The 27,000-nt window shown below is 66.1% G+C and carries 24 protein-coding genes and 2 tRNA genes; 3 read left to right on the forward strand and 23 right to left on the reverse strand.

All coding sequences use genetic code 11. The features are described from left to right. Positions 1–39 precede the first annotated feature (39 nt). The 7 genes from rplI to rnr all read right to left on the reverse strand — a co-directional run bounded on the left by rplI (position 40) and on the right by rnr (position 6,346). Positions 40–486, reverse strand: coding sequence for a 50S ribosomal protein L9 (rplI, locus tag OXS31_RS07690; RefSeq protein WP_007161143.1), 447 nt, complete (start codon positions 484–486; stop codon positions 40–42). A gap of 20 nt (positions 487–506) precedes the next feature. Beyond that, a complete protein-coding gene (locus OXS31_RS07695; protein WP_027598829.1) occupies positions 507–1,397 on the reverse strand; it encodes a hypothetical protein in 891 nt (296 codons plus the stop codon). 35 nt (positions 1,398–1,432) lie between these two features. After that, positions 1,433–1,663 (reverse strand): 30S ribosomal protein S18, encoded by a 231-nt coding sequence (rpsR, locus tag OXS31_RS07700; protein WP_007161145.1) that lies wholly within the window; start codon positions 1,661–1,663, stop codon positions 1,433–1,435. Between the two features lie 26 nt (positions 1,664–1,689). Further along, positions 1,690–2,106: a 30S ribosomal protein S6 gene (gene rpsF, locus OXS31_RS07705; RefSeq protein WP_007161146.1), complete on the reverse strand. Its 417-nt coding sequence runs from the start codon at positions 2,104–2,106 to the stop codon at positions 1,690–1,692. 182 nt (positions 2,107–2,288) lie between these two features. Next, positions 2,289–2,663: a response regulator gene (locus tag OXS31_RS07710; RefSeq protein ID WP_007161147.1), complete on the reverse strand. Its 375-nt coding sequence runs from the start codon at positions 2,661–2,663 to the stop codon at positions 2,289–2,291. A gap of 129 nt (positions 2,664–2,792) precedes the next feature. After that, the gene (gene rlmB / locus OXS31_RS07715) at positions 2,793–3,545 is read right to left on the reverse strand and encodes a 23S rRNA (guanosine(2251)-2'-O)-methyltransferase RlmB (protein ID WP_027601074.1); all 753 of its coding nucleotides are present in this window, start codon (positions 3,543–3,545) and stop codon (positions 2,793–2,795) included. Continuing rightward, entirely contained in the window at positions 3,542–6,346 is a 2,805-nt protein-coding gene (rnr, locus tag OXS31_RS07720; RefSeq protein ID WP_267398619.1) for a ribonuclease R, read from the reverse strand. The genes rlmB and rnr overlap by 4 nt, the downstream gene beginning before the upstream one ends. Before the next feature lie 209 nt (positions 6,347–6,555). Between rnr and OXS31_RS07725 the strand changes: the two genes are divergently transcribed. Together OXS31_RS07725 and OXS31_RS07730 are read left to right on the forward strand one after the other, a co-directional pair. Next, positions 6,556–6,642 (forward strand) — tRNA-Leu (locus tag OXS31_RS07725). A 111-nt stretch (positions 6,643–6,753) separates the two neighbouring features. Beyond that, positions 6,754–6,840: transfer RNA gene (locus OXS31_RS07730), tRNA-Leu, on the forward strand. 91 nt (positions 6,841–6,931) lie between these two features. On the opposite strand, the gene OXS31_RS07735 is transcribed toward OXS31_RS07730, so the two are convergent. The 12 genes from OXS31_RS07735 to OXS31_RS07790 form a co-directional block, all read right to left on the reverse strand. Then, positions 6,932–8,866: a methyl-accepting chemotaxis protein gene (locus OXS31_RS07735; RefSeq protein ID WP_044341024.1), complete on the reverse strand. Its 1,935-nt coding sequence runs from the start codon at positions 8,864–8,866 to the stop codon at positions 6,932–6,934. 198 nt (positions 8,867–9,064) lie between these two features. After that, positions 9,065–10,360 (reverse strand): adenylosuccinate synthase, encoded by a 1,296-nt coding sequence (locus OXS31_RS07740; protein ID WP_007161151.1) that lies wholly within the window; start codon positions 10,358–10,360, stop codon positions 9,065–9,067. 78 nt (positions 10,361–10,438) lie between these two features. Continuing rightward, positions 10,439–11,626, reverse strand: coding sequence for an ATP phosphoribosyltransferase regulatory subunit (locus OXS31_RS07745; protein WP_027601078.1), 1,188 nt, complete (start codon positions 11,624–11,626; stop codon positions 10,439–10,441). 255 nt (positions 11,627–11,881) lie between these two features. Then, the gene (gene hflC, locus OXS31_RS07750) at positions 11,882–12,751 is read right to left on the reverse strand and encodes a protease modulator HflC (protein WP_007161153.1); all 870 of its coding nucleotides are present in this window, start codon (positions 12,749–12,751) and stop codon (positions 11,882–11,884) included. Next, positions 12,751–13,938, reverse strand: a complete 1,188-nt coding sequence (hflK, locus tag OXS31_RS07755) for an FtsH protease activity modulator HflK (RefSeq protein ID WP_007161154.1) — start codon at positions 13,936–13,938, stop codon at positions 12,751–12,753. The genes hflC and hflK overlap by 1 nt, the downstream gene beginning before the upstream one ends. Before the next feature lie 98 nt (positions 13,939–14,036). Then, the gene (gene hflX, locus OXS31_RS07760; RefSeq protein WP_007161155.1) at positions 14,037–15,341 is read right to left on the reverse strand and encodes a ribosome rescue GTPase HflX; all 1,305 of its coding nucleotides are present in this window, start codon (positions 15,339–15,341) and stop codon (positions 14,037–14,039) included. A 20-nt stretch (positions 15,342–15,361) separates the two neighbouring features. Beyond that, entirely contained in the window at positions 15,362–15,607 is a 246-nt protein-coding gene (hfq, locus tag OXS31_RS07765) for an RNA chaperone Hfq (RefSeq protein ID WP_007161156.1), read from the reverse strand. 87 nt (positions 15,608–15,694) lie between these two features. Beyond that, positions 15,695–16,675, reverse strand: a complete 981-nt coding sequence (miaA, locus tag OXS31_RS07770) for a tRNA (adenosine(37)-N6)-dimethylallyltransferase MiaA (RefSeq protein ID WP_267398626.1) — start codon at positions 16,673–16,675, stop codon at positions 15,695–15,697. A 42-nt stretch (positions 16,676–16,717) separates the two neighbouring features. Next, positions 16,718–18,616: a DNA mismatch repair endonuclease MutL gene (mutL, locus tag OXS31_RS07775; protein WP_144948559.1), complete on the reverse strand. Its 1,899-nt coding sequence runs from the start codon at positions 18,614–18,616 to the stop codon at positions 16,718–16,720. After that, positions 18,609–20,039: an N-acetylmuramoyl-L-alanine amidase gene (locus OXS31_RS07780; RefSeq protein ID WP_027598837.1), complete on the reverse strand. Its 1,431-nt coding sequence runs from the start codon at positions 20,037–20,039 to the stop codon at positions 18,609–18,611. Before OXS31_RS07780 ends, mutL begins: the two co-directional genes overlap by 8 nt. 38 nt (positions 20,040–20,077) lie before the next feature. Continuing rightward, positions 20,078–20,539 (reverse strand): tRNA (adenosine(37)-N6)-threonylcarbamoyltransferase complex ATPase subunit type 1 TsaE, encoded by a 462-nt coding sequence (gene tsaE, locus OXS31_RS07785; protein WP_007161160.1) that lies wholly within the window; start codon positions 20,537–20,539, stop codon positions 20,078–20,080. Beyond that, entirely contained in the window at positions 20,527–22,014 is a 1,488-nt protein-coding gene (locus OXS31_RS07790) for an NAD(P)H-hydrate dehydratase (RefSeq protein WP_145250628.1), read from the reverse strand. Before OXS31_RS07790 ends, tsaE begins: the two co-directional genes overlap by 13 nt. A gap of 61 nt (positions 22,015–22,075) precedes the next feature. On the opposite strand from OXS31_RS07790, the gene queG reads away from it, so the two are divergent. Then, positions 22,076–23,140, forward strand: coding sequence for a tRNA epoxyqueuosine(34) reductase QueG (queG, locus tag OXS31_RS07795; protein WP_108581468.1), 1,065 nt, complete (start codon positions 22,076–22,078; stop codon positions 23,138–23,140). A gap of 4 nt (positions 23,141–23,144) precedes the next feature. Here the strand turns inward: queG and OXS31_RS07800 are convergent, their stop codons facing one another. From OXS31_RS07800 to orn, 4 genes are all read right to left on the reverse strand, one after another. After that, a complete protein-coding gene (locus OXS31_RS07800) occupies positions 23,145–23,828 on the reverse strand; it encodes a DUF2931 family protein (protein ID WP_074584936.1) in 684 nt (227 codons plus the stop codon). Then, positions 23,825–25,696, reverse strand: a complete 1,872-nt coding sequence (locus tag OXS31_RS07805) for a PAAR domain-containing protein (protein WP_267398628.1) — start codon at positions 25,694–25,696, stop codon at positions 23,825–23,827. The genes OXS31_RS07800 and OXS31_RS07805 overlap by 4 nt, the downstream gene beginning before the upstream one ends. Before the next feature lie 97 nt (positions 25,697–25,793). After that, positions 25,794–26,408 carry a trimeric intracellular cation channel family protein gene (locus OXS31_RS07810; RefSeq protein ID WP_042137396.1) on the reverse strand — a complete coding sequence of 205 codons (615 nt, stop codon included), beginning with the start codon at positions 26,406–26,408 and terminating at the stop codon, positions 25,794–25,796. Between the two features lie 16 nt (positions 26,409–26,424). Continuing rightward, a complete protein-coding gene (gene orn / locus OXS31_RS07815) occupies positions 26,425–26,973 on the reverse strand; it encodes an oligoribonuclease (protein ID WP_267398629.1) in 549 nt (182 codons plus the stop codon). Positions 26,974–27,000: the final 27 nt, after the last annotated feature.

A 27,000-nucleotide genomic window follows, 5' to 3' on the forward strand; every position in this document is an offset into this window, starting at 1 on the left:
GCGCCGGGGCGCAAGTCCGCCAGTCAGGCGACGGCGCGCTTATTCAGCGACGACGACGACCTTGACGGTGGCTTCGACGTCGGTGTGCAGGTGCACTTCGACATCGTATTCGCCAACGCTGCGCAGGGCGCCGTTGGGCAGGCGAACTTCGCTCTTGTCCAGCTCAACGCCGGCGGCGCTGACGGCTTCGGCGATGTCGCGGGTGCCGATGGAACCGAACAGCTTGCCTTCGTCGCCGGAGTTGGCGGCGATGGTAACAGTCAGGTCGGCCAGCTTGGCGGCACGGGCATCAGCCTCGGCCTTCTTCTCGGCAGCCTGCTTCTCGAGCTCGGCGCGACGAGCTTCGAAAGCCTCGACGTTGGCAGCGGTGGCTGCGGTGGCCTTGCCCTGCGGCAGCAGGAAGTTACGGGCGTAACCGCCCTTGACGTTCACTTTGTCGCCCAGGTTGCCCAGGTTGGCGATCTTTTCCAGCAGGATGACATCCATTGAGTCTTTCCTCTTAACTTTTAACCTTCACCGTCCGCGGGCCCCTGCGGCTCTTGCGCGGACCGCCCACGGAAATCGAACACGCTATCGATCACAGCCAGAATCACCAACAACGGATAGATCAGCTGCCCGAACAGCAACAGCGTCACGTACAGCCCCACCAGCCAGAATCCTGCCAGGCGCTTGGCCGCCACCAGCCCGTGCAGCAGGGCGATGCCGGCAAAGGCCAGCGGCACGCTGCACAGCGGGGTCAGCAGGCCAAGCCCGCTGCCCAGGTTCGGCGCCAGCACCAGCAGGGCCAGGAGGCCGAGCGCGATGGCCGGACGCAGACGCAGGGCGCGAAATTCGCGACCGAACCCCTGGGGGTTGTACAGCGCCGCCTGCCAGTAGCGCCCGAGCATCAGGCACAGCAGGCAGGTGATCTGGAAGAACGCCGCCATCAGGCCGGTCAACACGGGCAGCAGCAACTGCTGCAACTGCGCCTGCTTTTCCGGCGGCAACTGCGCCGCGCTCGGGCCCAACACCTGGGGCAGCAACCGACGGATTTCCTCCGCCAGTTGCGCGATGCCCTCGGCATAGACCTGGCCCAGCACCAGGGCGAAGACCAGCCCCAAGGGGACACTGGCCAACAGCACCCGGGTCCAGGACAGACTCTGGCGCAAGATGGCCGCCAGCAGCGTCGAACCCAGCAACACCAGCACGATGCTGGCATCACCCAGATACAGCCAGAACAGCGCTGGCAACAGGGCCCAGACCAGCACCCCGGCCGCCGCGGCAGGTCCCCGGCGCAACAGCACCAGGCTGCCACCGGCAGCGGTCATCCAGTACAGCAGCGGCACGACTGCACCCAGCACCACCACGAGGGTGGCTTGAGTACGGCCGCGCATGATGAACTCAGCCAGAGGCCGCATGCCGTGTTTATCCGTTATTCGTGATCAGGCGTCGATCAACGACCGTGGCTGTCGGTGTAGGGCAGCAGGGCCAGGTAACGGGCACGCTTGATGGCGGTACCCAGCTGACGCTGGTACTTGGCCTTGGTGCCAGTGATACGGCTCGGGACGATCTTGCCGGTTTCGGAGACGTAGGCCTTCAGGGTGTTGAGATCCTTGTAGTCGATCTCTTTCACGCCTTCGGCGGTGAAACGGCAGAACTTACGACGACGGAAGAAACGTGCCATGACAATGATTCCTCGCTAGATCCAGATTACTCGGCGCTGTCGGCGTCGTCGGAGTTGCCTTCGGCGGACTCGGACTCGGACTCGGCAGGACGCTCGCGACGCTCGCGACGCTCGTTGCGGTTTTCTTCGGCCTTGAGCATCTCGGATTGACCGGTGACGGCCTCGTCACGGCGCAGGATCATGTTGCGGATCACGGCGTCGTTGTAGCGGAAGTTGTCTTCCAGCTCGGCCAGGGCCTTGGCGCTGCACTCGATGTTCATGAGTACATAGTGAGCCTTGTGAACGTTGTCGATGGCGTAAGCCAGCTGACGACGGCCCCAGTCTTCCAGGCGATGGACTTTGCCACCGTCTTCTTCGATAGCCTTGGTGTAGCGCTCGACCATGCCGCCCACCTGTTCGCTCTGGTCCGGATGAACCAGGAACACGACTTCGTAATGACGCATTTAATGCTCCTTACGGGTTGCAGCCTGCCGCGGAAACGCGGTCAGACAAGGAGTGAATAGTTCGGATGACTTGCCCTGCGGAATGCGGACGCACTCCGGGCAAGGGGCAACATTCTAGAGAAGGGCGCCGGGGGGCGCAACCGCAGGCATGACCGACGCGACCGCCGGGCAGCCCCAGGCACTCAGCGTTGCACGTCGGCCAGGGCCTGGCGGATCTTGTTCAGGTCATAGGGCTTGATCAGCACCCCGACCCGCGCTTCCATGCCCGGCTCGCGCTCGAAGGCATAACCCGAGGCGACCACGATGCGCAGCGTCGGATCCATCGCCAGGGCGCGGCGGGTCAACTCGATGCCGGACATGCCGCCCAGCCCGATATCGGTGAACAGCACATCGTGTTCGCGTTGCGGCAGCAACTCGAGGGCGGCCTCCGCCGAGGCGACGGCCGTGACCTGATGGTCCAGCTCCTCGATGACTTCGGTGGTCAGCATGCGCAGCGTGGCATCGTCTTCGACGAGCAGCACTCGCAAGCCTACCGGCTCCTGGATCTCCTGACTCACGCGGGCGTCCTCTTGTTGACAGGCCTCGCCCCGGCATTCCCGGAGCGAGGCCGATATTCTGCGCACTGCAGCGCGATTCGTATAGTGCGATACGCGCTGCGTCGGTACCCAGACGTTTCTTAGCGCGGGCTAGCTGGGCGCAGAGGCGCGTCTTTGACGCACGGCCTCGAACAGGCAGACCCCGGTCGCCACCGAAACGTTGAGACTGCTGACACTGCCGGCCATGGGCAGCCGGGCCAGATGATCACAATGCTCACGGGTCAGTCGGCGCATGCCCTTGCCCTCGGCCCCCATGACCACCACGGTCGGCCCACTCATGTCGACGTCATAGATCTCCTGGGTCGCCTCACCGGCAGTCCCGACGATCCACAGGCCACGCTTCTGCAGCTTTTCCAGGGTCCGCGCCAGATTGGTGACGGCCACCAGCGGCAGCACCTCGGCGGCCCCACAGGCGACCTTGCGCACCACGGCGGTCAGGGTGGCCGACTTGTCCTTGGGCACGATCACCGCCAGGGCTCCGGCGGCATCGGCGCTGCGCAGGCAGGCGCCGAGGTTGTGCGGATCGGTCACACCATCGAGCACCAGCAGCAGTGGCGGGCCCTCGGCCCGATCGAGCAACTCCTCGAGCATGGCCTCGCCCCAGACCTGGCTGGGGCTGACCTGGGCCACCACGCCCTGATGCACGCCCTCGGCTAGTTCGTCGAGCAGCGCCCGCGGCTTGGTTTCCACCGCCAGGCGCTGACCGGCGGCCAGCTCCAGCAGGGCCTCGACCCGCGGCTCACGCCGCCCTTCGGCGATCCAGAGCTGCTTCACCCGCCGCGGGTGGAAGCGCAGCAGCGCTTCCACGGCGTGGATACCGTAGACGGTTTCCAGCTGGCTCATGCGTCATCCTTGGGGCGCGCCTGGCCCTTGCGATGCGGCTTCTTGGCCTTGGCCTTGGTCCTGCTCTTGGCCGCGGCCTGGGCCTGGCCTTCGACCTTGGGCTTGGCAGCCGACTTCTTCTTGGCGGCAGCGGCCTTGGCCTTCTTGACCTTGGCTTCCACCGCAGCGGCGCCTTCGGCAGCAGCACCCTGCGCCTGACGCTTCGCCGGAGCGGTACGCGCCTTGGCCGTGGCACTGGCCTTGCCCTTGGCAGTCTTGCCCTGAGCCGTGGTCTGGCCCTGGGCGACGGCCTTGTCCTGACCGCCGGACTTGCCCTTGGCCTTGGGCTTGCCGCCCTCGACCTTGGCTTCCGCCAGCAGCGCCTGCTTCACCGCACGACTGCGCTTGACGTCGGTATTGCCCAGCAACTTGTCGGCCTGCTCCAGCAATTCCGGCGACACCGAGGTGGCCGGGGCTTCCGGCGTCGGGGCGACGGCCTGGTCTTCCGCTGCCGGCGCCTCGCGGCGACGACCGCGACCCTCACGCTTGCGGCGCGGCTCGCGCTCTTCACGGACCCGCGGCGCGCCGGCCGAGGCCGGCAGCACGAAGTCGATCTTGCGCTCGTCCAGGTCGACCCGGGCCACCACCACCTCGATGGGATCGCCCAGGCGATAGCTGCGCCCACTGCGCTCGCCGGAGAGGCGATGATGGACGCTGTCGAAATGGTAGTAGTCGTCCGGCAGCGCGGTGACGTGCACCAGGCCCTCGACAAAGACCTCGGACAGTTCGACGAACAGGCCGAAACCGGTCACCGCGGTAATGACGCCGGCATAGGTCTCGCCGACGCGATCCTTCATGAACTCGCACTTGAGCCAGTTGGACACGTCACGCGTGGCCTCGTCGGCGCGGCGCTCGGTCATGGAGCACTGCTCGCCGAGCTGATCCAGGCGCAACTCGTCGTAGGGATAGATGCGCGCCTTGGCCATGCTCGTCGCGCCTGCGCGCTTGACGTGCTTGGTCTCCAGCTTGGAGCGGATGACGCTGCGGATCGCCCGGTGCACCAGCAGATCCGGATAACGCCGGATCGGCGAGGTGAAATGGGTGTAGGCCTCGTAGTTGAGACCGAAGTGACCGTTGTTGTCCGGGCTGTAGACCGCCTGACTCAGGGATCTGAGCATTACCGTCTGGATCAGCCGGAAATCCGGCCGCTCACGGATCTGCTGCAGCAGCGCCTGGTAGTCCGACGGCACCGGATTGGCCTTGCCCTTGGTCAGCGACAGTCCCATCTCACCGAGGAACTGGCGCAGATTGGTCTGCTTTTCCAGCGGCGGCGCCTCGTGCACCCGGTAGAGGGCTGGCACCTTGTGCTTTTCGAGGAACTTGGCGGTGGCCACGTTGGCGCACAGCATGCACTCCTCGATCAGCTTGTGGGCATCGTTGCGCTGGGTCGGACGGATCTCCGAGATCTTGCGGTCGGCGCCAAAGACGATGCGCGTTTCCTGGGTCTCGAAATCGATGGCACCGCGCACGTGACGAGCGGCCAGCAGCACCTTGTACAGGCTGTAGAGCTGCTCCAGGTGCGGCACCACGTCGCCGAGCTGCTTGCGCAACTGCTTGCCTTCGGCCGACTTGGGCTGTTCCAGCACCGCCGAGACCTTGTTGTAGGTCAGACGGGCATGGGAGTGGATGACCGCTTCGTAGAACTGGTAGCCGGTCATGCGCCCGGAAGCGGCGATGGTCATCTCGCAGACCATGGCCAGGCGATCCACCTGGGGATTGAGCGAGCAGAGGCCGTTGGAGAGCGCCTCCGGCAGCATGGGAATCACCCGCTCGGGAAAATACACCGAGTTGCCGCGCTTTTCCGCCTCGGCATCCAGCGCCGAGCCGACCTTGACGTAGTGGGAGACGTCGGCGATGGCCACGTACAGCCGCCAGCCGCCGGACTTTTTGGCCTCGGCATAGACGGCATCGTCGAAGTCGCGAGCATCTTCGCCATCGATGGTCACGAAGGGCAGCTGGCGCAGATCGATGCGCTTCTGCTTGTCCTTCTCCTCCACCTCGGGCTTGAGCTTGGCGGCCTCCTTCTCGACGGCCTTGGGCCATTCGTTGGGGATGTCGTAGCTGCGCAGGGCGACCTCGATCTCCATGCCCGGCGCCATGTAGTCGCCCAGGATCTCGACCACTTCGCCCTGGGCCTGGCGGAAGGTGGTGGGCCACTCGTCGATGCGCACCTGCACGAACTGGCCGTGAGCGGCGCCGCCGTGCTTGCCCTCGGGCACCAGCACCTGCTGACCGATCTTGGGATTGTCCGGCACCACGTAGGCCAGGCCGCTCTCCTGGAAGAAGCGCCCGACCAGGGACTCGTGCGCCCGGGTGACCACCTCGACCAGACCGCCTTCGCGACGACCGCGCCGATCATGGCCGGCGACCCGCGCCAGGGCGATGTCGCCATCGAACACCAGGCGCATCTGCGCCGGGCTGAGGAAGAGGTCGTCGCTGCCGTCGTCGGGGATCAGGAAGCCGAAGCCATCGCGATGGCCGGCGATGCGGCCACGCACCAGGTCCAGCTTGTCGATGGGCGCATAGGCACCGCGGCGGGTGTAGATCACCTGACCGTCGCGCTCCATGGCGCGCATGCGGCGCCGCAGGGCTTCGAGCTGGTCCTCGGTGACGAGACCGAATTCTTCGGCGAGCTGTGGCCGTGTGGCCGGGGCGCCGCGATCGGCGAGATGAGCCAGAATGAGTTCGCGACTCGGAATGGGGTTATCGTACTTTTCCGCTTCCCGGGCGGCCTCGGGATCGAGGGATTGCCAATCGGCCATCAGTCTGGGGTTACCTTCTGTGTCTTGGTTCGGTAGGAACTGCCATGGCGCCTATTGAAACGTGAAAACCGCGCAATAGTTAGCCTGGCATGCTCAATAAAATATTTTTCACAGCAGGGGTTTACAAGCAAACGCCCCCTGAGTAAAGTGCCGCCCCACGACGCCGTGAGCAATCACGACGCCGGAGATGAGCAATCATCGCCTTGAGTGCCCAGGTGGCGGAATTGGTAGACGCACTAGGTTCAGGTCCTAGCGGTGGCAACACCGTGGAAGTTCGAGTCTTCTCCTGGGCACCACTCATTATAGTCGATCGATTTGCAGATCGGTCGACGAAAAGCCGGCACTAGCCGGTTTTTAATCCTGAAACCCGCAAGGGTGACGGGAAGCGACCAGAAGTCGCACTGCAGGCCCAGGTGGCGGAATTGGTAGACGCACTAGGTTCAGGTCCTAGCGGTGGCAACACCGTGGAAGTTCGAGTCTTCTCCTGGGCACCAATACCAAGCGGACGATCCCGGATCGGACGCAACAGAAAAAACCGGCTTCGGCCGGTTTTTTCTTGCCTGCGAAAAGGCGTGGGGCCCTCCCCTACGCCTTGAACTGCCCCAGACTGCCGCGCAACTGGGCGGCCAGCTCCGCCAGAGTCCGACTGCTGTGCGCAGTGGCCGCCACCGATTCGGCTGCGCGCAGCGTCTCGCCATGGATGACCTCGACCCGCTGGCGTACCGCCGCGGCGCCCTCCGCCTGACGCTGGGCCGCCTGGGCAGCCGTGGTCATGCTGGCATGCACCTGATCCACGGCGCGGTGGACATCCTGCTGGATGCGCTTGCTGTCGCGCAGCACCGCCAGCCCGCTGCCGGCCTGCTGGCGCGCCGCGCCTATGGCGGCGACAGCTTCGCGCGCGCCTTCCTGCAGACCGGCGATGTGGGTCCGGATGCTGCCGGTGGATTCCTGGGTCTTGCTGGCCAGCGCCCGCACCTCGTCGGCGACCACCGCAAAGCCACGTCCGCTCTCGCCGGCCCGGGCCGCCTCGATGGCCGCATTGAGCGCCAGCAGGTTGGTCTGCTCGGCGATGCCGCGGATCACGTCCAGCACCACCTCGATCTGCTCACTTTGCGCGGCCAGCCGCTCGATCACCTGGGCGCCGGACTCGACCTGGGTCACCAGCCCCTCGATACCTTCGGCCACCTCGGTGGCGATGCGGGCGTTGCTCTGGGTGGAACTGCGAATGGCCTCCACCTGCTGCAGGGCGCCCTGCATGGCCTGACTTTCGCCCTGGGCTTCCGCGGCGATACCGGACAAGGCCTCCAGACTGCGCGCCACCTCTTCGCGTTGGCGCAACGCCGCCGCTTCGGCGGTGGCACTGCTGCCGGCCAAACCGCGGATTTCCTCGCCGGTACGCGCCGCGACGCCATGGGCCTCGCCCACCAGCGGCTGCAGCTTGGCCAGGAAGCGATCGACCGCGCCACCCAGCGCCTGGATCTCATCGCCCTGCCCCAGCTGCAGGCGGCGCGTGAGATCCCCCTCCCCGGCTGCCAGATCGTCCAGCGCCCGCTGCAGCACGCCGATCCGCCGCAGCACCCGGCGCCCCAGCACCAGCGCCACGGCCACGACCATCACCACGCCGACCCCGATCAGCCCCAGGGCGATCTGCCAGCGCAGCGCGCCCGCCAGGGTGGCGACCGTTTCACCGGCATTGCGACTCATGGCCAGGGCAGCCTGGCGCGTGCCTTCCAGGCGCGTCGCCAGGGTCGCCGCACTGCCCTTGGCCGCGGCCGTCACGCTGCTGGAGACCAGACCGCCGGCGTCGTCGATCAGGGTCTTGAAACTCTTGTCCAGAGCCGCGCCGGTGCGCTCGATGGTCTGGGTGGAAAAGCCCACCACCACCTTGCCGATCTCCACGCCATTGGGACTGATGGAAGCCTCCACGCGATAGACCGAAGGATCCCGGGTCGCGGCATCCAGCACCTTGGCCAGGGCGCCCTCGCCCTGGCCCACGGCGAGCAGGCGGGCCACGCGCTCGTCCTGGCGATTGAGATAGCGGGTCAGATTCTGGCCCTGGGCGTCCTGGAAGACCACGAAGAGCACCTCGGGATTGCCTTGCGCACGCCGCGCCAGGTCGGACAGGGCCGGCACATCGGCGTCCCACATCGCCTTGGGCGCGACGCCCGCAAGCAGCTCGGCCAGATTCTGCGCATTGCTCTTGAGGGTAGCGGCCAGGGTCTCACCCACCTGCTGCCGCTCGCGCGCCAGGCGCTGCGCAAGCCCCTCGGCCAGCCGCGCACGGGTCTGCCCCGCCAGCTCGGCAAGACTGCCGTCCACCTCGCCCCCGGCCTGGCGCAGGGTGTCGGCGAGCTGCTCGGACTCGCCGGACAGGCGGGTGGCCAGACCTGACTGCAGCCCCTTCACCGCATCCTGGGTCAGCCACAGCGCCAGGGCTACCTGGAGCATGACCGCGAGCAAAAGACTGATGAATACCGGCAGCAACAGGCGACTGCGCAGCAGCGACAAGAGAAACGACATGGAGGTCTCCAGCGGCAAGGGACATTTACAGGCTGTCGGCCAGCTCGAGGGGAGCTGGAGGCTCAGCGGTGAATAGTCATAGCAATATGCTGGCCATTTCGGACCAGCGGCCGTCCCCGGCCTACCAGCGTCTCTCGCCCGCCAGAAATGGAAAAGCCCCGCGGTGCGGGGCTTTTCCGGCTGCATCCTTTTAGCGCATCAGGCGAAAGGATGGCGCAGCACGATGGTTTCCTTGCGATCCGGGCCGGTCGAGACGATGTCGATCGGCGCCTCGACCAGCTCGGCGATGCGGCGGATGTAAGCCTGGGCGTTGGCCGGGAGCGCCTCGAGACTCTGGGCACCCACGGTGGATTCGCTCCAGCCCGGCATCTCTTCGTAGACCGGCTGCAGACCGATGTAGCTGTCGGCGTCGGTGGGCGCCTCGGTCAGCAGGTTGCCGGCGGCATCCTTGTAACCGGTGCAGATGCGCACGGTGTCCAGACCGTCGAGCACGTCTAGCTTGGTCAGGCACAGACCGGAGATGCTGTTGATCTCGATGGAACGACGCAGGATGACGGCATCGAACCAGCCGCAACGGCGCGGACGGCCGGTCACGGAGCCGAATTCGTGGCCCTGCTTGGCCAGGTAGGCACCGGTTTCGTCGAACAGCTCGGTCGGGAAGGGACCGGAGCCGACGCGGGTGGTGTAGGCCTTGGTGATGCCGAGGATGTAGTCCAGGTACAGCGGACCCACGCCGGAACCGGTCGCCACGCCACCGGCGGTGGTGTTGGAGCTGGTGACGAAGGGATAGGTGCCGTGGTCGATGTCCAGCAGGGTGCCCTGGGCGCCTTCGAACATCAGGTTCTCACCGGCCTTGCGCAGCTCGTGCAGACGGCTGACGACGTCCATGACCAGCGGCTGCATGACCTTGGCGTGTTCCATGGCCTCGTCGTAGGTCTTCTGGAAGTCCACCGGCGGCTCGTTGAAGTAGTTCTGCAGGACGAAGTTGTGGTAGTCCAGCACTTCCTTGAGCTTGACGGCGAAACGCTCGGGGTGGAACAGATCGCCGACGCGCAGACCGCGACGGGCGATCTTGTCTTCGTAGGCCGGGCCGATGCCGCGACCGGTGGTGCCGATCTTGGCTTCGCCACGGGCCTTCTCGCGGGCCTGATCCAGGGCCACGTGATAGGGCAGGATCAGCGAGCAGGCCGAGCTGATGCGCAGGCGCTCGCGCACCGGCACGCCGCGCGCTTCCAGCTCGCCGACTTCCTTGAACAGGGCTTCCGGCGAGAGCACCACGCCATTGCCGATCAGGCACTGGGTGTCGGCGCGCAGGATGCCCGAGGGAATCAGCCGCAGGATGGTCTTCTGACCATCGATGACCAGTGTATGGCCGGCGTTGTGACCGCCTTGATAACGCACCACGGCAGCGGCCTGGTCGGTCAGCAGGTCCACGATCTTGCCCTTGCCCTCATCACCCCACTGGGTGCCCAGGACGACGACGTTCTTACCCATAACCTTATCCCCTGTCAGGAAGATTTCTGTCGGCCAGGCCGACGATGCTCACGTTCACCCGGATGCCAGATCCGGTGTTTAGGAATTCAAGGGCACCACGACCCAGGCGCCCTGCTGCTCGATCAGGCGGCGATCGCAGCCCGAGCTGTGCAGCTGGTCCGCGTCGTCATGAGCGGTGGCCTGGACCACCCGCTCGCCCGCGGCACGCAATTCGCGCACGGCCTGCCAGAGCACCGGCGCATCGCCCGCCGGCGCCCAGATGCCGCGGCGTGGCTCGTCAAGCACGGCGGTGCCCAGCTCGACGAGGGTCTTGAGATCGGTGGAAAAGCCGGTGGCCGGACGCGAACGGCCGAAGTCGGCGCCGATGTTGTCATAGCGACCGCCCTGGGCGATGGATTGACCGGTGCCCGGCACGAAGGCGGCGAAGACCACCCCGGTGTGGTAGTGATAACCGCGCAACTCGCCCAGATCGAAATACAGCGGCACGCCCGGGAAACGCCCCTTGAGCGAATCGGCCAGGGCGATCAGCTCGTCCAGTGCCTGCAGGACGCCCGCGGGCGCACCCGCCAGGCGCTGCCGCGCCTGCTCGAGCACCATGGCATCGCCACTGAGCTCCACCAGCGCCCGCAGCCAGCCGCGCTCGGCGGCGGGCAGGCCGGCGGTCAATTCGGCGATCTCGTCGACCGCCTTGCGCTGCAAGGCATCGAACAGCTGCTGCTCGCTGGCGCCAGAGACGCCGGCCGCCTGGCACAGCCCGCGATAGATGCCCACATGCCCCAGATCCATGTGGACGTCGGGCACCTGGGCCTGCTCGAGCACGTCGAGCATCAGGCTGATGACTTCCAGATCCCCTTCGCTGCCGGGCACGCCATAGAGCTCGGCGCCGACCTGGATCGGGCTGCGCGAGGTGGACAGGGCACGGGGACGGGTATGCAGCACGCTGCCGGCATAGCACAGTCGGCTCGGACCGCTCTGCTTGAGGCTATGGGCTTCCATGCGCGCCACCTGGGGCGTGATGTCGGAGCGGAAGCCCATGAGGCGGCCGGAATTGGGATCGGTCACCTTGAAGGTGCGCAGTTCCAGCTCCTTGGCCGCGCCAGTGAGCAGCGATTCCAGGAATTCCAGGTGCGGGGTAATGACGAACTCGTAGCCCCAGCAATGGAACAGTTCCAGCACCCGACGCCGAGCGCCTTCGATGCGCGCCGCGTCGGGCGGCAGGATTTCCTCGATACCGTCAGGCAGCAGCCAGCGGTCTACCGTAGCCATTAGGCCTCTTCTCCATGTCATGGATCGGCACGCGGCTGCCGAGGTCGGCGCAGTGGATTCCTGGAGAATCCTGCCGCCGGATCGAGCCGCTCTGCCGTGGATTGCTACCCGGATCAGCCAGGGCGTCGCCCTTCCACGGGTTTCGTACGGACGCAAAAAAGCCGGGGATGGCCCCGGCTGATTCATGATAACACGAAAAAATCGGCGATCGGGGATGAACGACGAGCGAAGCCTAGGCGCCGTTCATCCCTGACCTCACTGCCCCGGACTCTGGAAATACTTGAAGAAATCGCTCTTCGGATCCAGCACCAGGACGTCGCTCTTGCTGGAGAAGCTGGAGCGATAGGCCTGCAGGCTGCGATAGAAGGAGAAGAACGCCGGATTCTTCGAGTAGGCCTGGGAATACACCTGGGCCGCCTGGGCATCACCTTCACCGCGGGCCTGTTCGGCCTGGCGATAGGCTTCGGCCAGCAGCACACGGCGCTGACGATCGGCGTCGGCACGGATGCCTTCGGCCAGCTCGCGACCCTTGGCGCGATGCTCGCGGGCTTCCCGCTCGCGCTCGGTGCTCATCCGCTCATAGACGCTGCGACTGACTTCCTTGGGCAGGTCGATGGCCTTGACGCGCACGTCCAGCACCTCGATACCCAGCTCCTGGTTGGCCATCTTGTTCAGCGCCGCGGTCAGCGAACCGACCATGGCATCCCGCTCACCGGACACCACCTCGTGCAGGGTGCGACGACCGAACTGGTCACGCAGCCCCGCTTCCAGGCGGCGCAGCAGACGCTCATCGGCGATCTGCTTGAGACCCGAGGTCGCGGTGTAGTAGCGATCGGCGTTGAAGATGCGCCACTTGGCGTAGGCATCCACCATCACCGCCTTCTTTTCCAGGGTCAGGAAGCGCTGCGTCGGGGTATCCAGCGTCTGCAGGCGGGCATCGAACTTGCGCACCCGGTTGACGTAGGGAATCTTGAAGTGCAGGCCGGGCTCCAGATTGGGCTCGACCACACGACCGAAGCGCAGCATCACCGCCCGCTCGGTCTCCTTCACCACGAACAGACTGCTCCAGGCGGCAAGACCCAGAACGACCACGACGATCAGCGCGGCCAGCGATTTATTGCTCATCAGCGGCTCTCCCTCGTACGCGCTTCGGTGGACTGCGGCAGATTGCGAATGACCGAGGCCGCCGTATCGCTCGACGCCGCCGGGGCAGCGCCACTGCTGATCGCCGAGGTCGGTGCCGGGGCACGGTTCTGCATCAGCTTGTCGAGCGGCAGATAGAGCAGGTTCTGGCCGGCCTGACCGGTGACCATGACCTTGCTCGCCTGACCGAGCACTTCCTGCATCGTCTCGATGTACAGACGCTCGCGGGTCAGCTGCGGATTGGCCGCGTACTGGACCGCCAGCTGGCTGAAGCGCGAGGCATCACCCTGGGCCCGGGCGACGACTTCGTCGCGATAGCCGTTGGCTTCCTCGATGATGCGCTGGGCAGCACCGCGGGCCTCGGGGATCACGCCGTTGGCATAGGCTTCGGCCTGGTTCTTCTCGCGCTGCTCGTCTTCACGGGCACGGATCACGTCGTCGAAGGCTTCCTGAACTTCACGCGGCGCCGAGGCGCTCTGGATGTTCACCTGGGTCACGGTGATGCCGGTCCCGTAGGTATCGAGGAAGCGCTGCAGACGTTCGCGGACGTTGGTGGCGACCTGCTCGCGGCCGTCGGTCAGCAACTGGTCCATGGTCGAGGAGCCGGCCACGTGGCGCACGGCGCTGTCGGTCGCCTGCTGCAGGCTGACCTCGGGCTGGTCGACGTTGAGGACGAAGTCCTTGAGATTGGTGATGCGGTACTGGACGGTCAGCGGCACCTCGACGATGTTCTCGTCCTGGGTCAGCATGGCGCCCTGCTTGCTGTAGGCCCGCTCACGGGTGACGTTTTCCTGGTACTTGGTCTCGAAGGGCGGGAAGTAGATGTTCAGGCCCGGCCCTACCGTCTCATGGTATTTGCCCAGGCGCAGCACCACCGCCTGCTCCTGCTCGTCCACGACGTAGACGGCGTTGTACAGCCAGAGAGCGCCGACCAGCAGCACGCCCAGCAGCAGCAAACCCTTGCCACCACCCGAGCCAAAGCTGTCGCCGCCGCTGCCGCCGGAGCGCTTCTTGCCGCCGACCAGGCGGTTGATGCGGTCCTGAAACTTACGCAAGGCTTCGTCGAGATCCGGCGGCCCCTTGCGTCCACCATTGCCGCCACCGTTGTTGTTGCGGCCGCCCCAGGGGTCTTGATTGTTCGAGTTGCCACCGGGCTCGTTCCAAGCCATAGCGCTCTCCCTACTGATAACGCGAAAACGCGCCGAAATGGCGCGCCGACCAATGCTACCGGATGGTCCCTGCCCGAACAAAAGCGCCGAGCGGGGGTTTATTGCAAAACATGTTGCTGGATAAAGACTTCCGGTTCTTCACCGGCCCGGCTGAGCAGTCGATTGAGTTCGGCGCGGGGTACTCGTACAGACAACAGGATGTTGCCTTCGTCATCATGATCGTCCTGGCGAACCACGCCCAGCTCGAACAGCTGGGCCCGCAGCCGGGCATGCCGCTGGGGCAGGCGCAGCACCCCGACGAAAAGATCTTCGCCGAGCAGTTCGGCCACGGCCTGACCGACCAGCTCCAGACCACGGCCTTCGCGCGCCGAGACCCAGACCCGGATCGGCCGTCCGGTTTCATCGTCGCGCTGGATATGCGGCTCGACCCCGTCGAGCAGATCGAGCTTGTTGTAGACCTCCAACATCGGCAGCTCGTCGGCACCGATTTCGTGCAGCACCGCCTCGACCTGCTCGATCTGCAGCTGGCGATCGTCCTCGTGGGCATCGATCACGTGCAGCAGCAGGTCGGAGTTGCTGGATTCCTCCAGGGTCGCTCGGAAGGCCTCCACCAGCTTGTGGGGCAGATGGCGGATGAAGCCCACGGTATCGGCCAGCACGATCGGCCCCAGGTCCGGCAATTCCAGACGGCGCAGGGTGGGATCGAGGGTGGCGAACAGCAGGTTGGCCGCGTAGACGCCGGATTCGGTGAGGCTGTTGAACAGGGTGGACTTGCCGGCGTTGGTGTAGCCGACCAGGGACACCGAGGGAATCTCGGCACGCCGGCGACCGCGCCGGGCCTGCTCGCGCTGGCTGCGCACCTTGTCCAGGCGCTGGCGGATCTGGCGGATGCGGATCCGCAGGAGACGACGGTCGGTTTCGAGCTGGGTTTCACCCGGACCACGCAGACCGATGCCGCCCTTCTGGCGCTCGAGGTGAGTCCAGCCGCGCACCAGCCGGGTGCTCATGTGCTCGAGCTGGGCGAGTTCCACCTGCAGCTTGCCCTCGTGGGTACGGGCGCGCTGGGCGAAGATGTCGAGAATGAGGCCCGTGCGATCGAGGACGCGGCACTCGAAGGCTTTTTCGAGGTTGCGTTCCTGACTGGGCGTGAGGTCATGGTTGAAGATGACCAGATCGGCGGCATGGGCGTGCACCTGATCGTGCAACTCTTCGACCTTGCCGGTACCGATGAGATAACGCGCCGTCGGCTGGCTGCGGTTCACCGTGACGAACGCCACGGTCTCCGCACCCGCCGATCGCGCGAGTTCGAGGAACTCCTGAGGATCTTCGCGCGCCTCGGGATGCAGGCCTTCCAAATGGACCAGAATGGCCCGCTCACCACCTTCGTGACGCTCGAAGAACAACAGGGCGCTCCTCTCGTTATTTATTCGCTATCCGACTCGCTCGTCTCGGAGCTGGGCAGACGGACCGGGCGGCTCGGCACCACGGTGGAGATTGCATGCTTGTAGACCATCTGGCTGACGGTGTTCTTGAGCAGAATCACGAACTGGTCGAAGGACTCGATCTGACCCTGCAGCTTGATACCGTTGACGAGATAGATGGAAACCGGAACGCGCTCTTTACGCAGGGTGTTCAGGTAAGGGTCTTGTAGCGAATGCCCTTTTGACATCGTGTCGCTCTCCTAAGGAAATGAAAATACCGATCTGGCGACATGCCAGTTTCCGCTGCCCACCATGGACACGCGGACAAAAACGATTCAGCTGCGGGGCGATATGGTGTCACCGGCCAGGCATTTCAAGATCCGCGGCAGATTGTCACAAGCCAGGCTGTCGAAGGTGTGTGCGGCGGGCCAGCCACGCAACCAGGTCAACTGCCGCTTCGCCAACTGCCGCGTCGCCGCAACGCCACGCGCCACCATCTCTTCCCGCGTGCAATCCCCTTCCAGGAACTCCCACACCTGACGATAGCCTACGGATCGCATGGACGGCAGACCAGGATGCAGATCGGGACGTTCCCGCAAGGCTGAGACTTCGTCGATGAAGCCCTGTTCCAGCATCAGGCTGAAGCGCTCGGCGATACGCGCATGGAGCACCTCACGCCGGCCGGGCGCCAGGATCAATTGGGCCACAGTATAGGGTAATTGCGTCTGGGGCGCCCCGTTCGAATCGGCATTGGCGCGCAATTGCAGCGCGCGGTGCTCGGTCATCGACTGGCCGCTGACGCGATACACCTCGAGGGCGCGCAGGAGGCGCTGGGGATCGTTGGGATGGATGCGCGCGGCCGATACCGGATCGACCTCGGCCAATTGCCGGTGGATCTCGCCCCAGCCGGCCGTGGCCGCCAGCGCCTCGATCTCGGCCCGCACCTCGGCGTCGGCACCGGGCATGTCGGCCAGGCCTTCGAGCAGGGCCTTGAAGTAGAGCATGGTGCCACCCACCAGCAGCGGGATGCGTCCGGCCGCGGTGATCTCGGCCATGGCCGCCAGGGCATCGGCGCGAAATTCGGCGGCGGAATAGCTCTCCGCGGGGTCGCGGATGTCCACCAGCCGGTGCGGATGGGCGGCCAGCAGCCCGGCGCTGGGCTTGGCGGTGCCTATGTCCATGCCGCGATAAATGAGCGCCGAATCCACGCTGATCAGCTCGATGGGCAGCAGCCGCGCCAGCTCGATGGCGAGATCGGTCTTGCCGGAGGCGGTCGGCCCCATGAGAAAGATGGCGGGCGGCAGAGGGGCGGTCATTGCGGATTCTCGAAGGGGCGCCGCGCAGGGCGCGGCGGGCGGTCAGCGGCCGCGCAGGAAGAGTTTGTCCAGATCGTCCAGGCTGAGCTGGGCCCAGGTGGGACGACCGTGGTTGCACTGGCCGCTGCGCTCGGTGGTTTCCATGTCGCGCAGCAGGGCATTCATTTCCGGCAGGGTCAGCCGCCGGTTGGCCCGTACCGAGCCGTGGCAGGCCATGGTGCCGAGCAATTCGTTGAGGTGCGCCTGGATGCGATCGCTGGTGCCATAGTCCAGCAGGTCGGCGAGCACGTCCTGCACCAGCCGCGCCGCCTGGGCCTGCTTGAGCAGGGCGGGGATCTGGCGGATGGCGAGGGTCTCGGGACCCAGGCGCTGCAGTTCGAAGCCGAGGCGCTCGAACCACTGGCCATGCTCTTCGGCGCAGTCGGCCTCGCGCTCGCTGACGGCCAGGGACTCCGGCACCAAGAGCGGCTGGCCGCGCAGGCCTTCGCTGGCCATGGCCACCTTGAGTCGTTCGTAGGTGATGCGCTCGTGGGCGGCGTGCATGTCCACCAGGATCAGGCCCTGGGCGTTCTCGGCCAGGATGTAGATGCCCTTGAGCTGCGCCAGGGCATAGCCCAGCGGCGGCACGTCGCCCTGCTCCGCGGGCAGGGCCGCGGCCTCGGCACCCTCCGGCAGCGGCGCGAAGAAGGCCTTGTAGGCGCTCTGCACCTCGGCCACCGGCGCGCCGGCATAGGGCTGCGGGGCAGGACTGTAGTGCGCGGCACCACCCGAACCGCCGCCACCGGCGAAGGGCTGGGCCGGCGGCGCAGGGCTGTCGTGCAACACGGCGGCAGCCAGGCGCATCTCGCCCTGGGGGCCGAATTCACCGGCGGCCGGACCGCTCAGCGGCGTCGGTGCGGTGGGCGCCACCACGGCGAGCTGGTCATCCGGGCGGATGTCGCCCAGTGCCCGGTGCAGGGTGCCGTAGAGAAAGTCGTGCACCTGGCGGCTGTCGCGGAAGCGCACCTCGTGCTTGGTGGGGTGGACGTTGACGTCCACCGCCGCCGGATCCACTTCCAGGAACAGCACGAAGGCCGGGTGGCGACCGTTGTAGAGGACGTCGCGATAGGCCTGGCGTACGGCATGGGCGACCAGCTTGTCGCGCACCATGCGGCCGTTGACGTAGAAGTACTGCAGATCCGCCTGGCTGCGCGAAAAGGTCGGCAGGCCGACCCAGCCCCAGAGGCGCAGGCCGTTGCGCTCGTGTTCCAGCGGCAGAGCCTGCTCGAGAAAGGCCGGACTGCAGACCGCGCCGACCCGCCGACCCTGGCTCTGAGGATCGCCCGCCGGATGCAGGGCCAGCACGCTCTTGCCGTTGTGTCTCAGATGAAAGCCGACGTCGAAGCGCGCCAGCGCCAGGCGCCGCACCACTTCCTGCAGGTGATCGAATTCGGTCTTTTCGGCGCGCAGGAACTTGCGTCGCGCCGGGGTATTGAAGAACAGGTCGCGCACCTCCACCGAGGTGCCCTGGGGATGGGCGGCGGGCTGCACCCGCGGTTGCATCTCGCGGCCTTCGGTCTCCACCTGCCAGGCCTGGTCTTCGCCGCGAAAGCGCGAGGTCAGGGTGAGGCGCGACACCGAACTGACCGACGCCAGGGCCTCACCGCGAAAGCCCAGGCTGGTGACGCTTTCCAGTTCGTCCAGGTGGTAGATCTTGCTGGTGGCATGGCGCGCCAGGGCCAGATGCAGGTCGTCCGGCGGGATGCCATGGCCGTCGTCGCGGATGCGCAGCAGCTTGACCCCGCCCTGCTCCACCTCGATATCGATGCGCCGGGCCCCGGCGTCCAGGCTGTTCTCCAGCAGCTCCTTGGCCACCGAGGCGGGTCGTTCGACCACCTCGCCGGCGGCGATCTGGTTGGACAGCCGCGGGCTGAGCAGCTGGATGCGCCGGGGTTCAGTCATTGCTGGCCGCCAGTTCGTGGGTGGGGATGGTCAATACCTGGCCGGAGCGGATGCGATTACCACGCAGCCCATTGGCCGCCCGCAGGGTGGAGAGATCGACGTCATAGCGACGGGCGATGAGGCTCAGGCTTTCGCCGGGCTGCACCCGGTGCTGATCGAAGCCGCGCACGCTGCCGACCTTGTCGCCCCGCTGTTCACGCTGCCAGGCCAGGTAGGTGCCGGGCGGTGGACGGTGCTGGAAGTACTGCACGATACCGGCCTGGATCTGCCGGGCGAGCAGCCCCTGGTGCGCCGGACTGGCCAGCTTGGCCGATTCGTTGGCATTGGTGATGAAGCCGGTTTCCACCAGGATCGAGGGGATGTCCGGCGACTTCAGCACCATGAAGCCGGCCTGCTCCACCCGCGTGTGCAAGAGCTTGGTGGCGCGCCCGACCTGGCTGAGGATGGTCTGGCCGACCTCCAGGCTGGAGGCCACGGTGGCGGTCATGGACAGGTCCATGAGCACCCCGGCGAGCATGGGATCCTTGTTGTCCAGCGCATCGGACACCCCGCCGACCTGGTCGGAGCGGTTTTCCGCATCGGCCAGCCAGCGCGCCGCCTCGGAGGTGGCGCCGCGCTGGGACAGGGCGAAGACGGTGACGCCCTCGGCGCTGGCACTGGGCGCCGAATCGGCGTGAATCGAAATGAACAGGTCGGCGCCCTTCTTGCGGGCGATGATCTGCCGCTGGCGCAACGGGATGAAGTAGTCGCTGGTGCGGGTCAGCTCGGCGCGAAAGCCCTTCTGCCGATTGAGATTGGCCTGCAACTGCTTGGCGATGGCCAGCACCACGTTCTTCTCGTACAACCGACCGCGACCGATGGCACCCGGGTCTTCGCCGCCGTGGCCGGGGTCGATCACCACCACCACGTCGCGCTTGCCGCTGGGGCTGGACGGCAGACGGGTCGCCGGCTGCGCCGGGGTCACCGGCGTGGCCGGCAGATTGGGCGTGACGGTGGCGGGAATGTCACTGGTGGCGGGATCGGTGCCCTGGTCGTAGAGGTCGACCACCAGGCGATTGCCGTATTCCTTGTTGGGCGCCAGGGTAAAGCTCTTGGGCGTCAGGGCACCCTTGGTGTCCAGCACCAGGCGCACCTCGCCCGGCGAACGCTGGGCCGCGCGCAGACCGGTGATGGGGGTGTTGCGCAGCGGCTTTTCGTTCAGCCCACCGTCGAGCTGCGCGCCGGACAGGTCGATGACGATGCGATCCGGGGCACTGAGGGTGAAGACGCTGGCCTTGACCGGGCCGGTCAGATCGAACACCAGACGGGTGTTGTCGGGCGCACGCCAGACGCGCATGCCCTTGATCTGGGTGGCGGCCAGCAGCTGACTGCTGAGAATCAACAACAACAGGCCGAGTCCCGACCTGAAAAAACGCTTGCGCATGCCTGCGACCGTATAGCTGGAGAACGAGGGATCGGCGCCTAGGGCGCGAGGGCGGCGCACCAGGCCTCGCCGTGAGCGCCATGACTAGTCAGGCGCAGATCACGGCCGTCGGCGCGTGGCGTAATGGTAATGTCCAGGTCCGGCTTTGGCAAAAAGCCCTGACCGCGCTCGGGCCATTCCACCAGGCACAAGGCCTCGGGTGTGAAGTAGTCGCGAATCCCCATGAATTCCAGTTCTTCCGGATCGGCCAGGCGATAGAGATCGAAGTGATAGACCGCGCCACTGGCCAGTTCGTAGGGCTCGACCAGGGTGAAGGTGGGACTCTTCACCGCCCCGGTGTGGCCGAGGCCACGCAGGATGCCCCGCGACAGGGTGGTCTTGCCGGCGCCCAGATCGCCGTGCAGGTAGAGTACGCCACGACCGCCGCTGGCCTGGGCCAGGCGGGCACCCAGGGCGTACATGGCGTCTTCGTCGGCGGCGTGCAGGGTCAGTTCAGGCATGGCTGGAGTTCCTCGAGCAACTGGCGGGCGACCGGGGGCAGATCGCTGGCGGCGAGACCGCGGCCCTGGCGACCCAGCTCGGCGCCGGCACGGCCGTGCAGCCAGGCGCCCAGGCAGGCGGCCTCGAAGGGGGCCAGCCCCTGCCCCAGCAGGGCGGCGATGATACCGGTGAGGATGTCCCCCAGGCCACCGGTAGCCATCGCCGGATGCCCCTCGCCGCACAGCGCCATGCGACCGTCCGGATGGGCGATCAGGGTACCGAAGCCCTTGAGCAGCGCCACGCCGCCATAGCGCCGCGCCAGTTCGCGGGCGCTGCCGGGACGATCGGCTTCGATGTCCTTGATCGAGACCTCCAGCAGCCGCGCCGCCTCGCCCGGATGGGGCGTCATCACCCAGGGCCCGCGCGGCGCCTGGACCACCCCGGCGGCCAGCAGGTTGAGGGCATCGGCGTCCCAGACCTGGACCGCGTCCAGCGTTGCGGCGGCACTGGCCAGGGCCTTGCCCCAGGCGCCCTGCCCCAGGCCCGGCCCGACGGCGAGCACATCGGCCTTCTTGGCCAGTTCCAGCACGGCGAAACTGGAATGCACCCCGGCGACCATGACCTCCGGCCGCCGCGCCAGCACCGCGGTGACATTGGAGGGCCGGGTCGCCAGGCTGAGCATGCCGGCGCCGCAGCGCAGCGCCGCCTCGCTGGTCATGATGGCTGCGCCACCGGTGCCTTCGTCGCCGCCGATCACCAGCAGATGGCCGTACTGCCCCTTGTGCGCATTGAGCGGGCGCCTGGCCAGCCGCGGCAGGTTGCCGGGCGCCAGCCGCTGGGCGGTGGCATGGGCGGGATTCTGCGGCTCCTCCATCAGCGGCTCGAACACCAGACTGCCGACATGGTCAGGTCCCTTGCCGGTGAACAGGCCGAGCTTGAGGCCGATGAAGGTGATGGTCAGATCGGCGCGCACCAGAGGGCCCGCCGCGGCGCCGGTGTCGGCATCCAGTCCGGAAGGGAGGTCGATGGCCACCACCGGCAATTCGCTGGCGTTGATCCGTTCGATGGCCGCGGCATAGGGCTCGCGCGCCGCGCCCTTGAGGCCGGTGCCCAGCAGGGCATCGACCACCAGACCCTCCAGCGGGGCATCCGCGCGCCAGGGCTGGATGTCCACGCCGGCGGCCAGGGCCTCGGCATGGGCCAGGGCGGCATCGCCCTGGAGTCCGGTCGGATCGGCCAGGTGCCAGACCCGTGCCTGCCAGCCGGCCTTGCGCGCCAGCGCCGCGACCAGATAGCCGTCGCCGGCATTGTTGCCACCGCCGGCCAGCACGCAGAGGGCACCGGCATGGGGCCAGCCGTGGCGCAAGGAGCGCCAGGCCGCGGCCGCCGCGCGTCTCATCAACTCGAGGCCGGGCAGACCGCCGGCGATCAGTTGGGCGTCGAGATCCCGCACCTGCTGGGCGCTGTAGAGCTGGAACGGCAGTTCGTCGTGCATGCTGGGAAAGCCTCCGGAGTCTGGCAAAATAGGCGGCCCTCCTGCCTGTGCGTTCCCATCGATGTCCGCTGTCGCTCTCGATCTCGCCGCCCTGGCCGACCTCATCAAGACCTGGGGTCGGGAATTGGGCTTTCAGCAGACCGGCATCGCCGGGCTGGATCTGGCACGTCACGAGGAACATCTGGAGCGCTGGCTGGCCGCCGGTTTCCACGGCGAGATGGACTATATGGCCGCGCACGGCAGCAAACGTTCGCGACCGGCCGAACTGGTCCCGGGAACCCTGAGGGTGATTTCCCTGCGCATGGATTACCTGCCCGGCGACACCCGCATGAGCGAGCGTCTGGCCGACGGCGCGGCGGCCTATGTTTCGCGCTACGCCTTGGGCCGCGACTATCACAAGCTGATCCGCAAGCGCCTGCAGCATCTGGCCGAGCGCATCCAGGGCGAGATCGGCCCCTTCGGCTATCGCGCCTTCGTCGACAGCGCGCCGGTGCTGGAGAAGGCCATCGCCGAACAGGCCGGCCTGGGCTGGATCGGCAAGAACACCCTGGTACTCAATCGCAAGGCCGGCAGCTGGTTCTTTCTCGGCGAGCTCTTCGTCGACGTGCCGCTGCCGGTGGACGAACCCACCCCGCGTGACCACTGCGGCACCTGCCGCGCCTGCCTGGACATCTGCCCGACCCAGGCCTTCGTCGGCCCCTATCAGCTCGACGCCCGGCGCTGCATTTCCTACCTGACCATCGAGTTCAAGGGCAGCATTCCGCCGGAGCTGCGCCCCTTGATCGGCAACCGGGTCTTCGGCTGCGACGACTGCCAGCTGGTCTGCCCCTGGAACCGCTTCGCCAAGCCCACCGCCGAAGGCGATTTCCAGCCACGCCACAGCCTGGACAGCGCCAGCCTGGCCGAACTCTTTCGCTGGACCGAAGCCGAATTCCTCAGCCGCACCGAAGGCTCGCCGCTACGCCGCGCCGGCTACGAGCGCTGGCTGCGCAACCTGGCCGTGGGCCTGGGCAACGCCCCGACCAGCATCCCGGTGCTGGAAGCCCTGAAGCTGCAGCGCGAACACCCCTCCCCCCTGGTGCGCGAGCACGTGGAATGGGCGCTGCAGCGACACGCGGCAAGCTAGACGCTCAGGGCCCTACCGTGGTGTAGGGGATCGGCGCCCACCAGCTGCCGTAGGGGACGCCGTATTTGTCGACATAGCGCTTGACCACCGGCGACAGCGGCCGGTACTTGCCGTTGGATTTGCCGCCATAGGGCCCCTTGGGCTCGATCTCGGCCTGGAGGGTCAGGACCTCGATGGGGTCGAGGCAGGGGCCCATGATCCAGACCTTGACAACCCCGCCGGGCGCCAGGCCGATGGTGAGGGCTTCGCGATAGTCGAAGTGGTAGCCACTCGGACACTGACCCGGGATACGCTCGACCATCTTTTCCCTGGCCCAATCGGGGATGGTGAACAGCGCATGATAGGTCTGAGGTTCGACCATCGATTGCCAGCGTAGGGAGACGACGTAGGGCAGATCCAGGCCGGTCAGAGTACGGCCTTTGCCTGAGCCGATTCTTTCAGGCCAACCCTCTGCGCGAATCGCCAGATTTCCAGGTTTGCCATAAGACACTACTCCCCCCATAGCATTAGGAAAGATGCGCCCACTGTTATCACCAATATTGACTTGCTCCAACCAAACTTCCATGTAGTTAGGCGCTATAAAGCCCAAGTACCAGGCTTCATAAGGCATCTTTGGTTTGCTCAACGCGCTAGATTGGCAGCCTGCAATACACAATACCGTGACGAGAAGCAGCCAAAAGCGACTCATATCGGATACTCCGCCTGCAGTCGATTGGGATAGACGTTGCGCCGACCATCGGCGGTAGGGGCATCGACGAAGATCGTATCCACATTGCCCAGGCCACTGCCCATACGCGCATTCCAGTGAGCCGACCTGTGTACATAGCGACTGAGCAGCAGACGATTTTCGGCCTGACTCAGTGGCTCAGGCACATGCGGACTACCTGCCTGAAGCTTATTGGCTATCGGAGCCAGTTCGGCTGGCAAACGCCACTCCGGATCCTCGTCATCGAGGGTCGTTAAAGGGACACCTTGAGCACTGGCCAGACGGTGCATCATCCGCAGGTAAACCAGGGATAGCTCTCCACGAACCTTTCGCTCCAGTCGTATCGCAGCGAAGACTTCGACTTCCGGCAGGTCGCCCCGGATGCGGGGCAACTCGAGGCGCCAGGTATCGATACCGAGACGAGTGCTTGATGAGTCGTACCAGAACGCCCCTTGCAGGCGCCGCAACTCCAGTTCGGCCTGGCGATAGCTCCAGGCCTGGTGGCTATCCGTGCCCCGCGGCTCACGGGAAGCCCTCGGTCGGGTTAACAGCAGTCGCTCCTGCGTCTCATCCGGATAGCCGCCGCCAATATCAGCGTGGGCGCCGGGCAGAAAGATCTCCTCATGCTCGGGTGCCACGCTGGTCAGGGCGAAATTGCGGCGGTACTCGTGCTGCGCTGCCAATTGCACAACCTTGAGCGCGCAACCAGCCGGCAGATAGAGATTGAGCCCCGGATTGATCGTATTGGCTGGACTGAAGTCGCCCCGCAAAGGATCAGCAACCGCTGCCACGGTATCGAACACGCCAATGAAATTGATTTTCACCCTGGCGCGGCTCCAGGAAAGACACGGCAACAGTCCTGCCGCGGCAACACCACCATCGATCTTTAATACTTCATTGGCGAAATGCCGCGCTGCTGCCGCCCCTCGGCTAAAGCCAAAAAGATCGAATTCAACAGCCTCAACAGATACGCTGGGATTACTGAGTCGAAACTGTATGTATTGTTTGGCAAAGGCGGATGGGAAACTATGAACGCAGCCCAACACGCCGCTTTTTCCCACGCCCGTCCCCATGGAAAACAAATTGTCTGGCTGGCCAGCTTGGGTCCCAATACCTTCGATATAGACAGAGATACTGGATCGGACTTCGCTTTTATCGAGCTTTCGATCCACATCGCTCTCATACAGCCGATACAACCGCGCGATATTCGTCTCCGCCCCGGCATAGCTGCCATCGGCATTCAGCATGAACTTCTCGCAATGCCTTGCGATGCTGCGCGCCTGATCCTGACGAAACCCCTGCTCTCCCGCCCGGCAGGCGGCGCCGGTGGCGGCGTTGAAGAGGTTGTTGCCGGTACCGTCGAAGAAGACGCCGATGCGCAGGGTGATGCGCTGTTCCAGCGGGCGCTCCGCCTGTTCGGCGACTTCATCCCTGGCGACGGGCGCGCTGTCCGGGCGCTTGGCCGGTCCCTCGCTGCCCTGTCGCTCCCGGTCGCGCAGCGCCGCAGGCTTGCCCTGCCCCGGTGCCAGGCCGGTAGCACCTGCATGGCTTGCGCAGGCGCCCTTGGCCGCGCCGCCTGCGTCCAGGCCGATGATGACGGTGCCGGAACCACCGATCACCACGCCGCCATGGCTGGTGAGGCTGCCGAGCACCGCCGCAGGCCGGCCGTTGATCAGGACGTTGGGGATGACCGCGGCGCTAAGGGCCGCGCCACAGCCGCAGGCATGGCCGAGGGTCGCGGCGGGCAGGCCATCGAAGGTGACATCGGCGGAGCCCTGGACCAGGGCGGTGGAACCACATTTGGGGCAGGCGACGGCGTCGCCCAGGCGAGCAGCGGGCTTTCCAGACATGACCGATCTCCCTATCGGTAACTGGGGCCTGAAAAATGCCGCACAAAAGGCTCTAGGACAAGCCTTTCAGCGCGACACCGCGCAAATCGTCACGGCCTTAGCCGTGGGGATCGTCCGGATAGGTGAAGGTCGGCATCTGCCAGTTGAATCTCAGCGCCAGCAGGCGCAGCAGCAGCCCCGCGGCCAGGGTGATGAGCAGTGCCTGCTCTTCGCCGAGCCACGGGCGGCAGAGCAGGTAGCAGCCGGCGGAGAGTACCGCCACGCTGGCATAGAGCTCGCGCCTGAGGATCAGGGGTACGTCGTTGCAGAGGATGTCGCGCAGGATGCCGCCGCAGGTGCCGGTCAGGGTGCCGCTGACGATGACGATGGCCGGACTCAGGCCCATTTCCAGGGCCACCTGGCAACCGATCACGGTAAAGGCCACCAGGCCCAGGGCGTCGAGCACCAGGAACAACCGGCGCAGATAGCGCATGACCCGCGCGATGGCCACGGTGGCGAGGCCCGCGCCGACGGTGAGCGCGAGGTACTCCGGGTGCTTTACCCAGCCTAGCGGATAGTGCCCCAGCAGCACATCACGCACCGAGCCGCCGCCGAGGGCGGTGACGCTGGCGATCAGCGCCACGCCGAACAGGTCCATGCCGCGGCGCCCCGCGGACAGGGCGCCGGTCATGGCTTCGGCGGTGATGGCGACCAGGTAGAGGATGGACAGCAGCACGGACGGGTGGCCGTCAGACCTTGATGAAGTGCTCGCGGTAGTGACGCAGCTCGGCGATGGAATCGCGGATGTCGTCCAGCGCCAGGTGGCTGCCGCTCTTCTTCACGCCGTCACGCACATGGGGTGCCCAGCGCGCGGCCAGTTCCTTGAGGGTGGAGACGTCCAGGTTGCGGTAGTGGAAGTAGGCTTCCAGCTCCGGCATGCGGCGATAGAGGAAGCGCCGGTCCTGGCAGATGCTGTTGCCGCAGATCGGCGATTTGCCCTTGGGCACCCATTGACGCAGGAACTCCAGGGTCAGGGCCTCGGCCTGGGCGGTGTCGACGGTGCTCTCGCGCACCCGCTGGGTCAGGCCCGAGCCGCCGTGCTGACGGGTATTCCACTCGTCCATGCTGGCCAGTATCTCGTCCGACTGGTGGATGGCCAGTACCGGGCCCTCGGCCAGCACATTGAGATCGCTGTCGGTGACGATGGTGGCCATCTCGATGATCACGTCCCGATCCGGATCCAGGCCGGTCATTTCCAGGTCGATCCAGATCAGGTGCTGCGGATTGGGGGCGGTCATGGCGAACTCCTTGATGATGGCACCAGT

The organism is Pseudomonas sp. GM_Psu_1 (genome assembly GCF_026544185.1).
Classification (GTDB): Bacteria; Pseudomonadota; Gammaproteobacteria; order Pseudomonadales; family Pseudomonadaceae; genus Chryseomonas; species Chryseomonas oryzihabitans.

Excerpts from the sequence above, each read along its gene's own strand:
- rplI (WP_007161143.1), bottom strand. The coding sequence starts at position 486 with ATGGATGTCATCCTGCTGGAAAAGATCGCCAACCTGGGCAACCTGGGC.
- OXS31_RS07695 (WP_027598829.1), bottom strand. The coding sequence starts at position 1,397 with ATGCGGCCTCTGGCTGAGTTCATCATGCGCGGCCGTACTCAAGCCACC.
- rpsR (WP_007161145.1), bottom strand. The coding sequence starts at position 1,663 with ATGGCACGTTTCTTCCGTCGTCGTAAGTTCTGCCGTTTCACCGCCGAA.
- rpsF (WP_007161146.1), bottom strand. The coding sequence starts at position 2,106 with ATGCGTCATTACGAAGTCGTGTTCCTGGTTCATCCGGACCAGAGCGAA.
- rlmB (WP_027601074.1), bottom strand. The coding sequence starts at position 3,545 with ATGAGCCAGCTGGAAACCGTCTACGGTATCCACGCCGTGGAAGCGCTG.
- rnr (WP_267398619.1), bottom strand. The coding sequence starts at position 6,346 with ATGGCCGATTGGCAATCCCTCGATCCCGAGGCCGCCCGGGAAGCGGAA.
- OXS31_RS07735 (WP_044341024.1), bottom strand. The coding sequence starts at position 8,866 with ATGTCGTTTCTCTTGTCGCTGCTGCGCAGTCGCCTGTTGCTGCCGGTA.
- OXS31_RS07740 (WP_007161151.1), bottom strand. The coding sequence starts at position 10,360 with ATGGGTAAGAACGTCGTCGTCCTGGGCACCCAGTGGGGTGATGAGGGC.
- OXS31_RS07745 (WP_027601078.1), bottom strand. The coding sequence starts at position 11,626 with ATGGCTACGGTAGACCGCTGGCTGCTGCCTGACGGTATCGAGGAAATC.
- hflC (WP_007161153.1), bottom strand. The coding sequence starts at position 12,751 with ATGAGCAATAAATCGCTGGCCGCGCTGATCGTCGTGGTCGTTCTGGGT.
- hflK (WP_007161154.1), bottom strand. The coding sequence starts at position 13,938 with ATGGCTTGGAACGAGCCCGGTGGCAACTCGAACAATCAAGACCCCTGG.
- hfq (WP_007161156.1), bottom strand. The coding sequence starts at position 15,607 with ATGTCAAAAGGGCATTCGCTACAAGACCCTTACCTGAACACCCTGCGT.
- miaA (WP_267398626.1), bottom strand. The coding sequence starts at position 16,675 with ATGACCGCCCCTCTGCCGCCCGCCATCTTTCTCATGGGGCCGACCGCC.
- mutL (WP_144948559.1), bottom strand. The coding sequence starts at position 18,616 with ATGACTGAACCCCGGCGCATCCAGCTGCTCAGCCCGCGGCTGTCCAAC.
- OXS31_RS07780 (WP_027598837.1), bottom strand. The coding sequence starts at position 20,039 with ATGCGCAAGCGTTTTTTCAGGTCGGGACTCGGCCTGTTGTTGTTGATT.
- tsaE (WP_007161160.1), bottom strand. The coding sequence starts at position 20,539 with ATGCCTGAACTGACCCTGCACGCCGCCGACGAAGACGCCATGTACGCC.
- OXS31_RS07790 (WP_145250628.1), bottom strand. The coding sequence starts at position 22,014 with ATGCACGACGAACTGCCGTTCCAGCTCTACAGCGCCCAGCAGGTGCGG.
- queG (WP_108581468.1), top strand. The coding sequence starts at position 22,076 with ATGTCCGCTGTCGCTCTCGATCTCGCCGCCCTGGCCGACCTCATCAAG.
- OXS31_RS07800 (WP_074584936.1), bottom strand. The coding sequence starts at position 23,828 with ATGAGTCGCTTTTGGCTGCTTCTCGTCACGGTATTGTGTATTGCAGGC.
- OXS31_RS07805 (WP_267398628.1), bottom strand. The coding sequence starts at position 25,696 with ATGTCTGGAAAGCCCGCTGCTCGCCTGGGCGACGCCGTCGCCTGCCCC.
- orn (WP_267398629.1), bottom strand. The coding sequence starts at position 26,973 with ATGACCGCCCCCAATCCGCAGCACCTGATCTGGATCGACCTGGAAATG.